Source organism: Phyllobacterium sp. RCAM01083 (assembly GCF_055685835.1).
In genome coordinates this window covers 39,321-51,667 of the sequence record NZ_JBVFZN010000005.1, presented here as the reverse complement: position 1 = coordinate 51,667, position 12,347 = coordinate 39,321, and the positions used below count along the sequence as shown (strand labels likewise).

General features: G+C 60.2%; 8 protein-coding genes. 3 read left to right on the top strand and 5 right to left on the bottom strand.

Going from position 1 to position 12,347, the window contains the following annotated elements; translation table 11 throughout:
• Positions 1 to 6: 6 nt before the first annotated feature.
• Positions 7 to 1,461 carry a glutamate synthase subunit beta gene (locus ACZ25R_RS06995; protein ID WP_105731870.1) on the bottom strand — a complete coding sequence of 485 codons (1,455 nt, stop codon included), beginning with the start codon at positions 1,459 to 1,461 and terminating at the stop codon, positions 7 to 9.
• A 114-nt stretch (positions 1,462 to 1,575) separates the two neighbouring features.
• On the bottom strand, positions 1,576 to 6,294 hold the full coding sequence (gltB, locus tag ACZ25R_RS06990) for a glutamate synthase large subunit (protein WP_472460556.1): 4,719 nt from the start codon (positions 6,292 to 6,294) through the stop codon (positions 1,576 to 1,578).
• A 453-nt stretch (positions 6,295 to 6,747) separates the two neighbouring features.
• On the opposite strand from gltB, the gene ACZ25R_RS06985 reads away from it, so the two are divergent.
• Positions 6,748 to 7,797 (top strand): threonine aldolase family protein, encoded by a 1,050-nt coding sequence (locus tag ACZ25R_RS06985; protein WP_472460555.1) that lies wholly within the window; start codon positions 6,748 to 6,750, stop codon positions 7,795 to 7,797.
• Between the two features lie 47 nt (positions 7,798 to 7,844).
• Here ACZ25R_RS06985 and ACZ25R_RS06980 read toward each other — a convergent pair whose 3' ends face one another.
• Positions 7,845 to 8,315, bottom strand: coding sequence for an Hsp20 family protein (locus ACZ25R_RS06980; RefSeq protein WP_472460554.1), 471 nt, complete (start codon positions 8,313 to 8,315; stop codon positions 7,845 to 7,847).
• 298 nt (positions 8,316 to 8,613) lie between these two features.
• On the opposite strand from ACZ25R_RS06980, the gene ACZ25R_RS06975 reads away from it, so the two are divergent.
• Positions 8,614 to 9,063, top strand: coding sequence for an antifreeze protein (locus ACZ25R_RS06975; RefSeq protein WP_472460553.1), 450 nt, complete (start codon positions 8,614 to 8,616; stop codon positions 9,061 to 9,063).
• A gap of 194 nt (positions 9,064 to 9,257) precedes the next feature.
• Positions 9,258 to 10,241 carry an alpha/beta fold hydrolase gene (locus tag ACZ25R_RS06970; RefSeq protein WP_472460552.1) on the top strand — a complete coding sequence of 328 codons (984 nt, stop codon included), beginning with the start codon at positions 9,258 to 9,260 and terminating at the stop codon, positions 10,239 to 10,241.
• Between the two features lie 4 nt (positions 10,242 to 10,245).
• Here the strand turns inward: ACZ25R_RS06970 and hisN are convergent, their stop codons facing one another.
• Positions 10,246 to 11,019 (bottom strand): histidinol-phosphatase, encoded by a 774-nt coding sequence (hisN, locus tag ACZ25R_RS06965; RefSeq protein ID WP_288194345.1) that lies wholly within the window; start codon positions 11,017 to 11,019, stop codon positions 10,246 to 10,248.
• 249 nt (positions 11,020 to 11,268) lie between these two features.
• Positions 11,269 to 12,159 (bottom strand): N-formylglutamate amidohydrolase, encoded by an 891-nt coding sequence (locus tag ACZ25R_RS06960; protein WP_223615960.1) that lies wholly within the window; start codon positions 12,157 to 12,159, stop codon positions 11,269 to 11,271.
• Positions 12,160 to 12,347 lie beyond the last annotated feature (188 nt).

Below are 12,347 nucleotides of genomic sequence, written 5' to 3'. Positions count from 1 at the left end.
GCCTGACTATCGCGGCAGAACCGACGATCCCATCAGCGCGACATCGATGGCCTGTGCCGCCTGGCGTCCTTCACGGATCGCCCAGACGACCAGCGACTGGCCGCGGCGGATATCACCGGCCGTGAACAGCTTGTCGACGCTGGTGCGGTAATCCTTGTCATCGGCGGCAATCGAACGGTTGCCGCGGCGATCCGCCCGCATCTCCAGCGCATCGCCAAGTTCCCTGACGACACTGGTTTCGAACGGACCGGAAAAGCCGATGGCGATGAAGGCGAGATCCGCCTTGATGTAGAATTCGGTGCCGGGAACCGGCTTGCGCGCCTCATCAACCTCGCAGCATTTGACATGGGTCAATGCACCGTTTTCACCGATGAATTCAAGCGTTGCCACCTGGAACTCGCGGTCCGCGCCTTCCGCCTGCGAGGAGGACGTGCGCATCTTCGTCGCCCAATAGGGCCAGACGCTGAGCTTGTCTTCCTTTTCCGGCGGCTGCGGGCGGATATCGAGCTGGGTGACCTTCACCGCGCCCTGGCGGAATGCCGTGCCGACACAATCAGAGGCGGTATCGCCGCCGCCGACGACAACCACATGGCGGCCTGACGCCACAATCGGATCGCTCGGCCAGGCCACGGATTCGATGTTTTCACGGCCGACGCGGCGGTTCTGCTGCACGAGATAGTTCATGGCATCGTGGACGCCGTCGAGATCGGCACCCGGAATGCCCGCCGGACGCGGCGTTTCGGCGCCGCCGCAATAGAGCACCGCATCATAGGTATCGAGCAGTTCCTGCACCGGCTTGTCGATGCCGACATTGACGCCGTAGAAGAAGGTGACGCCTTCGCCTTCCATCTGCGCCACGCGGCGGTCGATGAAGTGCTTTTCCATCTTGAAATCGGGAATGCCATAGCGCAGCAGGCCGCCAGCGCGGCTTTCGCGCTCGTAGACATGCACTTCATGGCCGACGCGGGCAAGCTGCTGCGCCGCGGCCAGACCGGCCGGGCCGGAGCCGATGACGGCAACTTTCCTGCCGGTCTTCGACGCAGCGGGCTGCGGGATGATAAAGCCCTTTTCATAGGCCTTGTCGGCAATCGCCTGTTCCACCGTCTTGATGGACACCGGCACGTCTTCGAGATTCAGCGTGCAGGCTTCCTCGCACGGGGCCGGGCAGATGCGGCCGGTGAATTCCGGGAAATTGTTGGTGGAATGCAGGTTGCGGATCGCCTCGTCCCAATTGTCGTTGTAGACGAGATCGTTCCAATCCGGAATCTGGTTGTGGATCGGGCAGCCGGTCGGCCCGTGGCAGAACGGGATGCCGCAATCCATGCAGCGGGCTGCCTGCTTCTTCACTTCGCCATCGGTCATGGGAATGGTGAATTCCCGGAAATGGCGAATGCGGTCAGACGCGGGCTGATACTTTCCGACCTGCCGGTCGATCTCGAGAAAACCTGTAACCTTACCCATAAAACTGCTCCCCTCACCCTTGGAGGACCACCCGTTCCCGTGTTGGGTCTGGGCAGCATTGGACCCCATGCCGAGCATCATTGTGATGACGCTCGAAGCAGGAGTGCGTTGATTTTATTCCGCTGCGACACCCATCCGCATGCGCTCCATGTCTTCGAGCGCCCGGCGGTATTCGACCGGCATGACTTTCACGAATTTCGGCCGGAAGGCTTCCCAATTGTCGAGAATTTCCTTCGCCCGGCCCGAACCCGTGTAATGCATGTGGTTCGAGATGAGCTGCACGAGGCGTTCCTCATCATGCCTGGTCATATTGGCCGAGACATCGACGCGGCCCTTATGGGCCAGATCGCCGCCGTGATGGTGCAGTTTTTCGAGAATATCGTCCTCTTCCGGCACCGGCTCCAGCTCGACCATCGCCATGTTGCAGCGCTGGGCGAAATCACCGGCTTCATCGAGCACATAAGCCACGCCGCCGGACATGCCGGCCGCGAAGTTGCGTCCCGTCTGGCCGATGACCACGACGACACCGCCGGTCATGTATTCGCAGCCATGATCGCCCGTGCCTTCAACCACCGCGATGGCGCCGGAATTGCGGACGGCAAAGCGTTCGCCCGCGACGCCGCGGAAATAGGCTTCGCCTTCGATGGCACCGTACAGCACGGTATTGCCGACGATGATGGAATTCTCCGGCACGATTTTCGTATCGTGCGGCGGACGGACGACGATGCGGCCGCCGCACAGGCCCTTGCCGACATAATCATTGCCGTCGCCGATCAGCTCGAACGAGATGCCGCGTGCGAGGAATGCCGCAAAGGACTGGCCGGCCGTCCCGGTGAACGTGACCGAGATCGTGTCTTCCTTCAGGCCCTTGTGCCGGTAGCGCTTGGCCACCTCACCCGACAGCATCGCCCCTGCCGACCGATCGACATTCTTGATCGGCAGTTCGATCTTGACCGGGATCTTGTTCTCCAGCGCGGGCATGGCCTGCTCGATCAGCTTGCGATCCAGAATATCGGTGATCGGATGGTTCTGCCGCTCGGTCCAGCGCGTCTTTTCCTCCGCCGCTTCCGGCTTGTGGAAGATGCGGGTGAAATCGAGACCCTTGGCTTTCCAGTGATCGATCATCTCGCGCTTTTCGAGCAGTTCGGCCTTGCCGACGATCTCTTCCAGCCTTGTATAACCCATGTCGGCCAGGAACTGCCGCACCTCTTCCGCCATGAAGAAGAAGAAGTTGATGACGTGTTCGGGCGTGCCCTTGAAGCGCTTGCGCAGGACAGGGTCCTGCGTTGCCACGCCGACCGGGCAGGTGTTGAGATGGCACTTGCGCATCATGATGCAGCCGGCGGAAATCAGCGGCGCCGTGGAGAAGCCGAATTCGTCGGCGCCCAGCAGGGCACCGATGATCACGTCGCGGCCGGTGCGCAGACCGCCATCGACCTGCAGGGCAATGCGCGAGCGCAGGCCGTTGAGCACCAGCGTCTGCTGGGTCTCGGCAAGGCCCATTTCCCACGGGGAACCGGCATGCTTGAGCGATGTGAGCGGCGATGCACCCGTGCCGCCGTCATAGCCCGATATGGTGATGTGGTCAGCGCGCGCCTTGGCAACGCCGGCTGCAACCGTTCCGACGCCGACTTCCGACACCAGCTTGACCGAAACATCGGCTTGCGGGTTGACGTTCTTCAGATCGTAGATGAGCTGCGCCAGATCCTCGATGGAATAGATATCATGGTGCGGCGGCGGCGAAATCAGGCCGACACCCGGCGTGGAGTGGCGGGTCTTGGCAACCGTTGCGTCGACCTTGTGGCCGGGCAGCTGGCCGCCTTCGCCGGGCTTGGCACCCTGCGCCACCTTGATCTGCATCATGTCGGAGTTGACGAGATATTCCGTCGTCACGCCAAAGCGTCCCGATGCGACCTGCTTGATGGCCGAGCGTTCGGGGTTCGGCTTGCCGTCCGGCAGCGGATAGAAGCGGTCCGGCTCCTCGCCGCCTTCGCCCGTGTTCGACTTGCCGCCGATCCGGTTCATGGCGATGGCAAGGGTCGTGTGCGCCTCGCGGCTGATCGAACCGAACGACATGGCACCGGTCGAGAACCGCTTGACGATGTCCTTGGCCGGTTCGACATCGTCGATGGAGACGGGCTTGCGCCCGGCATCTCCAGCCATCCTGATCTTGAACAGGCCGCGTATGGTCTGCGCCCGGGCGGACTCGCTGTTCACCAGATCGGAATATTCCTTGAACGTGGTGGCCGACTCCGTGCGCACCGCATGCTGCAGCTTGGCTACCGCATCCGGCGACCAGAGATGTGCCTCGCCGCGCATGCGGTAGGCATATTCACCGCCGACATCCAGCGTGCTGAGCAGAACCGGATCATTGCCGAATGCATCGCGGTGGCGGCGCACCGTCTCCTCGGCCACTTCCTCCAGGCCGACACCTTCGATGGTCGTCGCCGTACCAAAGAAGAAGCGGTCGACGAATTCCGACTTGAGGCCGACCGCATCGAAAATCTGCGCGCCGCAATAGGACTGGTAGGTGGAGATGCCCATCTTGGACATGACCTTGAGAATGCCCTTGCCGATGGACTTGATGTAGCGCGATACGACTTCCTTGGAGTCCACCTCCGGCGGAAACTCGCCGCGCTTGTGCATGTCGAGCAGCGTATCGAAGGCAAGATAGGGGTTGATCGCTTCCGCTCCATAGCCGGCAAGGCAGCAGAAATGGTGCACTTCGCGCGGCTCGCCCGATTCCACGACCAGACCGACGGAGGTGCGCTGACCCTTGCGGATGAGGTGATGGTGGACGGCGGCCGTCGCCAGGAGTGCCGGGATCGGAATGCGGTCCGGCCCGACCTGACGGTCCGACAGGATGATGATGTTGTAACCGCCATGCACGGCCGCCTCGGCGCGTTCGCACAGGCGCTCCAGCGCACCGGCCATGCCGGCCGCGCCTTCCTCGACATTATAGGCGATATCCAGTGTCTTCGTATCGAAGCGGTCTTCCGTGTGGCCGATGGAGCGGATCTTTTCCAGATCACCATTGGTCAGGATCGGCTGGCGCACTTCCAGGCGCTTGCGGCGGGACGTGCCGACCAGATCGAAAATGTTCGGACGCGGACCGATGAACGAAACAAGGCTCATCACCAGTTCCTCGCGGATCGGATCGATCGGCGGGTTGGTGACCTGCGCAAAATTCTGCTTGAAATAGGTGTAGAGCATCTTCGACTTGTCGGACATGGCCGAGATCGGCGTGTCCGTACCCATCGAGCCGATGGCTTCCTGGCCTGTCGTCGCCATCGGCGACATCAGCAGCTTGGTGTCTTCCTGCGTATAGCCAAAGGACTGCTGGCGGTCGAGCAGGCTGACATCCTTGCGCAGCGCGCGCGGCTCGACCGGGCTCAGCTCTTCAAGAATGAGCTGGGTGTTCTTCAGCCATGTCTTGTAGGGATGCCGGTTGGCGATCTCGGACTTGATCGTGTCGTCGGAGACGATTTCGCCCTTTTCCATGTCGATCAGCAGCATGCGGCCGGGCTGAAGCCGCCACTTCTTGACGATCTTTTCTTCCGGTACCGGCAGCACGCCGGCTTCCGACGCCATGATGACGAAATCATCGTCGGTGACGATATAGCGGGCCGGACGCAGACCGTTGCGGTCGAGCGTCGCGCCGATCTGGCGGCCATCGGTGAAGGCAACCGCTGCCGGGCCATCCCATGGTTCCATCAGGGCGGCATGATATTCGTAGAACGCCTTGCGGTCGTCCGACATCAGCTTGTTGCCCGACCATGCCTCGGGAATGAGCATCATCATCGAATGGGCGAGCGAGTAGCCGCCCTGGAACAGGAATTCCAGCGCATTGTCGAAACAGGCCGTATCGGACTGGCCTTCATAGGAGATCGGCCAGAGCTTCGAGATGTCGTTGCCGAAGAATTCGCTGTCGACCGAGGCCTGACGCGCCGCCATCCAGTTGACGTTGCCGCGCAGGGTGTTGATTTCACCATTGTGCGCAACCATGCGGTAGGGATGCGCCAGCTTCCATGACGGGAAGGTGTTGGTCGAGAAGCGCTGATGCACCAGCGCCACCGCGCTGACGAAACGCGGGTCCTTCAGGTCCTTGTAATAGGCGCCGACCTGATAGGCGAGGAACATGCCCTTGTAGACGATGGTGCGCGCCGACATGGACACGACGTAGAAGTCGCTCTCCTTGCCGCCGTTCTCCTGATAGATGCGGTTGGAAATAACCTTGCGCAGGATAAACAGCCGGCCTTCGAAATCCTCATTGGATTCGATGTTCGGGTTGCGCCCGATGAACACCTGGCGGTGGAAGGGTTCCGTCGCCGCGATATGCGGCGCCTTGGACAGGGACGAATTGTCGACGGGAACATCGCGGAAGCCGATCAGCGTCTGGCCTTCCGAGGCGATCACTTCCGTGATGACGGTTTCGATATGGGCGCGCTCTTCGGCATCCTGCGGCATGAACAGATAACCGACGGCGTAATGATTGACCGGCGGCAGCTCGACACCCTTTTCGGCCCATTCCGCGCGGAAAAACGCATCGGGAATCTGCACGAGCATGCCTGCGCCATCGCCCATCAGCGGGTCGGCGCCGACGGCACCGCGATGCGTCAGGTTTTCGAGCATGAACAGCCCGTCTTCAATGATCTTGTGCGACTTGACGCCCTTCATATGCGCGACGAAGCCGACGCCGCAGGCGTCATGTTCATTGCGCGGGTCGTACAAGCCCTGTCGGGTGGGAATGCCGGACGATTTATTGGTTTTGACCGCACGGTTCTGTACGGCCTGAGCAAGTTCAGTCGTTACAGATGGCGTCAAATCCGACATCGTTAATCCCTCCAAATGGGCCCCTTGGGGCGGTCAATTCCTCGCGGGACGGAATAGCATATATTCCTGCCCCTTCTGGTGCGGCATATCTTCCGGTTGCAAACTGCGGTCACCATTTTGAGGACGGAAGCACCCTTGCTTGCCATCCCGCGCTTGGATCGTGCAAATTAGGACAGCATTGCTGTCATATCCTCGTATGCCAGAATAATTCCAAACAAACAAGATGGAAAAGCAAAAAATAACAGCATTGGACGAAATATCATTGCGCAAACATCGGGTGTTTCATGCATTTCATTTCGAGGCAGGCGTTTTCCCCTAAATAAGCAAGGAAAAGCAGATGGTTCCGCCACGCACCCCGAAAATCCCTTGCGGGAAAGACATCATCTTCTGCTTTCCAGCCCGCGGGGAAAAGCGTAAGCGTGGCGGCGTCAGTTTCACATCCGAGGTTGTTTCATGCTTTTCGCATCCGATAATTGGGCCGGAGCCCATCCGAAAATTGCCGAAAATCTGACCAGACATGCCAACGGTTTCGCCGCGGCCTATGGCACGGGCGATCTCGACCGCGCCGTCCAGCAGACATTCAGCGCAATTTTCGAGCGCGACGTCGCCGTCTTCTTTGTCGGGACCGGAACAGCGGCCAATTCCCTGGCGCAGGCCAGCATCGCCCGCCCGGGCGGCATCACCTTTGCCCACCGCGAAGCGCACATGATTGCCGATGAGGCCGGCGCGCCGGGATTTTTCGCGAGCGGAGCACGGGTTCAGGCCATCGACGGGCCGACAGGCCGCATCGCCATCGACAATCTGCAAGCCGCTCTGAACGGTTTCCCCAAGGGCCACGTCCACGCGGGCCAGCCGATGAGCGTTTCCATTACGCAGTCGACCGAAAGCGGCACACTGTATGAATTGGCCGAGATCGCCGCCATCTCGGCCATCTGCAAGGAAAATGGCCTGCCGTTGCACATGGATGGCGCGCGTTTTGCCAATGCGCTTGTCTCGCTTGGCTGTTCGCCCGCGGAAATGACCTGGAAGCAGGGCGTCGATATCCTGTCATTCGGCGGCACCAAGAACGGCTGCTGGTGTGCCGAAGCACTGGTTTTCATGAACCCCGAACAGGCAAGGCAGATGCCCTATATCCGCATGCGGTCGGCGCAGAATTTTTCAAAATCCCGCTTCATCGCGGCCCAGTTCGAGGCTTATTTTGCCGATGGGCTGTGGCTGGAAACGGCAACGCATGCCAATGCCATGGCGGCGGAACTGGCAAAGCTGATCAGCAATTCGAACGATCTGCGTCTCGCCTGGCAGCCGCGCGCCAATGAAGTGTTCGCGATCATGAAAAAGCAGACATCGGCAAAACTGCAGGCGGCAGGGGCCGTTTTCTATGACTGGCACACGCCCCATGCCGAAAAGGGTCATGTTGCCGAAGACGAGACGATCACCCGTTTTGTCACGAGCTTTGCCACGACCTCCGAAGACATCAGCCGCTTCGGCGCGCTCATCGCATAAAAAAAGCGGCGCAATCGCGCCGCTTCTTTCACTCCGGCTTTCAGAGCTTAGTGGGCAGTCTTGGCTTCGATCTGCTTGGCTGTCTTTTCCGACAGGGCAGTGACAGCGATCTTGCGCGGCTTCATTTCCTCGGGAATTTCGCGCTTGAGATCAATGTGCAGCAAGCCGTTTTTCAGGCTGGCACCACTGACTTCAACGAAATCGGCAAGGTGGAAGCGGCGTTCGAACGCGCGGGAAGCAATGCCGCGATACAGGGTTTCGGCACTGTCATCCGATGTTTCAGCACCCTTTTCGCCGGTCACCTTGAGCTGGTTGCGATGGGCTTCGATCTGGATTTCGTCTTCCGAGAAGCCGGCAACGGCCATGGTGATGCGGTAGGTGTTCTCGCCTGTCCGCTCGATATTGTAGGGCGGATAGGACTGGGCACCGTCTGGCTGAGCCAGCGAGTCGAGGATAGTGAAAAGCCGGTCAAAACCGACAGTCGAACGATAAAGTGGGGAAAAATCCACGTGACGCATAGTAAGCCCTCCTTTAGAGCGACAATGTTGCGTGTTCTGGCTCGTCAAGAGACTCCCTCAATCGGCAAGTCCCGCTGAACCAGTGACCCCGTTATGGCGGTCACATCAGGTATTTGGGAAACGGTCAAAGCCATTTCAAGCCCCCTTTTGCTGCCGGATGTTCCGGTTTTTACACATCCCAACGCATCCCGCAGCGATGAACGCCAGATGAACGCGCCCTTCGGGATACGTTCACACGCCCTCTCCTATAAACACATCCAACGCCGGGATTTGACCGGCAAGAGACGAGGACAAGATGATGAAAAAGACTGTTCTGGCACTGACCGCCGCCGCCCTGCTGGTCACAGGCATTTCCGCCTCGGCCATGGCCGACGACTTCACCTATCGCGGTGACCGGGCAATCTACATGGATGACCGCGGCGACATGGATGGCCTGCTCGTTCAGGACCGCCGCTTCTATGGTGATCGGCGTGGAGAATGGCGCCGCGATGAACGCTTCCGCGACCAGATCGGTCCGCGCGAAGTAACCCGCATGCTGGAGCGCCGCGGCTACCGTGTCCGCGATGTGAACTTCGAACGCGGCCGTTATTTTGTCCAGGCATGGCGCCGCGGCACGCCGGTTCTGGTCACCGTATCCCGCGATGGCGACATCCTCGATACCCGTGTGATGGGCGATCGGCGCGGCTACCGCGACCGCCGCAGCGACAACGGGTTCAGCATCGAGATCCGCCCGGCGAACGGCTACTGATTTCCTGAGATCGTTCCAGGTGTAACGTCCCTTCCGCCTGGAATGTACTGACCGGAAGCCCTCCCAAGGGTTTCCGGTCATTTTTTTGTTTTTACGAGAACCCGGTTTGACCTTTATTGCCATGCATTTTATCAAAAGATGCAAACGCACCCGTGTGATCCCCCCATGGGCGGGACGAGGACTGACCGGTATTCATGACCCATCCGCTTGTCGAAACAGCCGCCAATCCGACACCGCAGGATGCCCGCGTTGCCGCATTGCCGCTCAAGGGCGGCAGGCAGCTGCGCTACGCGATTTTCCCCGCCACCACCCATCCCGTCCAGGGCACCGTGATCATCCTGCAGGGCCGCAACGAATGCATTGAAAAATACTTCGAGACCATCCGTGACATTGCCAAGCGGGGTTTTGCCGTGGCCACCTTCGACTGGCGCGGCCAGGGCGGATCAAGCCGCCTGCTGAAGGACCCGCTGCGCGGCCATGTCCGCAGTTTCGACCATTATGCGGCCGACCTGGAGCTGCTGTTCGAAAGCGTGCTCCTGCCCGACTGCCGCGGACCGTTTTACGTGCTGGCCCATTCCACCGGCGCGCTGGCGGCGCTTCTCGCCGCGCCCGCCCTGGCAAACCGCATCCGCCGCATGGTGTTGATGGTGCCGCTTCTCGACGTCAACGGCAGCCGGCTCGGCAAGATTCTGCTCAGCGCCGTCGCCAATAGCCTGCGGCTGACCGGTCTCGGCGGGATGTATATCCGCGGCGGCAAGCCGGTGATCAAACCCTTCGCCCTCAACGAGGTTACATCGGACGCCGCGCGCTACCTGCGCAACAGCGAAATAGTGAAAACCGCGCCGGAGCTCGCCATTGGCGGCCCGACCGCCGGATGGATCGCCTCGGCGGCCAAGGCGATCAAACGCGTGACGAATCCCGATTATATCGAGGCGATCCGCATCCCCAGCCTTGTCGTCGCCGCCGGGGCCGACAGCGTTGTGTCCACCCCGGCAATCGAACGGTTCGCCCTGCAATTGCGCAATGCGACACTGATCACCATCGACGGCGCCAAGCATGAAATCCTGCAGGAGAAGGATTTTTACCGCGAACAGTTTTTCGCGGCATTCGATGCCTTCATTCCCGGAACCGGCGGCGACATGGCCGGAATCGAGAACGAACAGGCCACGGAGATGTGAACTTTCAGCGGTTGAGAAGCTCCAGCGCCTGCGCGTGCAGTTCCTTTGAGCCCGCGGCCACGATATCGCCGGCTTTTTCCGCCGGGCCGCCATCCCAATTGGTGATGACACCGCCCGCCTTTTCGATGATCGGCACCAGCGCAACGATATCGTAGGGATGCAAGGCGGTCTCCACCACCAGATCGACGAAACCGGCGGCAATCATGGCATAGCCGTAGCAGTCGGCGCCGTAACGCGGCATGCGCACGCTGCGCTCCACGCGGTCATAGGCCTCGCGCTTCTTGTCCTTGAACAGGGCGGGTGTCGTGGTGAACAGCGTGGCCTGGGCGATGTCCGGATTCTGCCGGGTTTTCAGCTGGCGCGCGCCACCCGGCCCCTCGTAATAGGATGCCGTGCCGTCGCACATGAACAGCTCACCGGTGAAGGGCTGCGCCATGACGCCGGCCACCGCATCGCCATCGATGGTCAAGCCCGCAAGCGTGCCCCACACCGGCAGGCCTGAAATGAAGGCGCGCGTGCCGTCGATGGGATCGATCACCCAGACATGCGAAGCGTCGAGATTTTCCGAACCGAACTCCTCGCCCATGATGCCGTGAGCGGGAAAGGTGCTGTTGATCAGCGCGCGAATCGCCCGTTCGGCTTCCCTGTCGGCCTCGGTGACCGGGTCGAATCCCACCTGATATTTGTTGTCGATGGACGAAACGGTGCGAAAGCGGGGCAATGTCTGCGCTGCTGCAACCTCGGCAATCCGCCGCAAAAACGAAAGTTCAATGGCCAAAATGGTTCCTCGCGATCAAAATTTTCTCATTTACCTGCATTGTCGGCTAAATTATTGCATTTTTTTTAGGCACATAATTATCGTGCTTAAAAAAACGCACAAATCACTTGACATTTGTGCGATGCAGCATAGATTGGTTAACAGACGGGGTGACCTGTCTATGCCCTCCTTGGGCGTTTCCTCCCTAGACTTGGACCGCGCACTTGCGCGGTCTTTTTTTGTTTGCAGACGGGCAACAGCAACAAGACCTTATTCCGCCGCGAGCGGCACATCGAGGAAGTGGAAGTCCGGCAGCGAAACGAGATCGGCCAGGAACTGGCTGATATCGCGCTGCAGTTGCCCGAAGCCCGATTTGCGCTCGTAGTTGTGCTCATTGAGGTAGAGGCCGCGATTGACCTCGATCTGCAATGCATGGAAGCGCTTGAGCGGACGCCCGTAATGCTCGGTGATGTAACCGCCCGCATAGGGCTTGTTGTGCGCCACCGCATAGCCCATCTCGCGCAGGAGGTGGATGGCGGTGTGCGTCAATTCCGGCGAACAGCTGGTGCCGAACCGGTCCCCGATGATGAAATCCGGGCGCAGGCCGCTTTCCGGAAACCGGATGCCGGTGGGCATGGAATGGCAATCGACGAGAACGCCATAGCCAAAACGGCTGCGCGTTTCCACCAGCATCCCGGCAAGCAGCGCATGATAGGGCTTGTAGATCGTGGTGATGCGGCCGAGCGCTTCCTCGACGGGCAGTTTCTGCGCGTAGATTTCCTGCCCTTCGCCGACAAGGCGCGGAACGGTACCAAGACCGCCGGCAACCCGGGCCGAATTTGCATTGGCATAGGAGGGAAGCGAATCGCTGAACATCTTCGCGTCGAGTTCATAGGGCTCGCGGTTGACGTCGAGATAGGCGCGGGGGAAATGCGCCACCAGCATCGGCGCACCGAGCATGACGCTGGCAGCAAAGAGCTGATCGACAAAACAGTCTTCCGAGCGGCGAATCGTTTGTGCATCGAGCTGCGACTGCTGCAGGAAGGCCGGCGGATAAACCTGACCGCTGTGCGGCGAATTGAACACAAACGGAATACGCTGGTCAGCCGGCCGGCGCAGTTCATAGGGCAGCTTGTCAGGGAAATCGCGCTCGAGGGTCATCATTCACTTCGACGGTTTGCTTGAATATGCCGTTACTTTAGAGCAACTTCGCCCCGGAGGGAATTGATCAGCCGCCAAAGGCAGCGGAACTTTTCCGGGCTGACCGGACCAGGTGCATTCTTCGATCGCCCGGCTGCGATCTTGCTCGACTTTTCCGGGGTTCCCCCTTATTTTCAGCAAATCATTCA

Bases quoted from the DNA above. Each gene is read 5' to 3' on its own strand.
- ACZ25R_RS06995 (WP_105731870.1), bottom strand. From the start codon at position 1,461: ATGGGTAAGGTTACAGGTTTTCTCGAGATCGACCGGCAGGTCGGAAAG.
- gltB (WP_472460556.1), bottom strand. From the start codon at position 6,294: ATGTCGGATTTGACGCCATCTGTAACGACTGAACTTGCTCAGGCCGTA.
- ACZ25R_RS06985 (WP_472460555.1), top strand. From the start codon at position 6,748: ATGCTTTTCGCATCCGATAATTGGGCCGGAGCCCATCCGAAAATTGCC.
- ACZ25R_RS06980 (WP_472460554.1), bottom strand. From the start codon at position 8,315: ATGCGTCACGTGGATTTTTCCCCACTTTATCGTTCGACTGTCGGTTTT.
- ACZ25R_RS06975 (WP_472460553.1), top strand. From the start codon at position 8,614: ATGAAAAAGACTGTTCTGGCACTGACCGCCGCCGCCCTGCTGGTCACA.
- ACZ25R_RS06970 (WP_472460552.1), top strand. From the start codon at position 9,258: ATGACCCATCCGCTTGTCGAAACAGCCGCCAATCCGACACCGCAGGAT.
- ACZ25R_RS06960 (WP_223615960.1), bottom strand. From the start codon at position 12,159: ATGACCCTCGAGCGCGATTTCCCTGACAAGCTGCCCTATGAACTGCGC.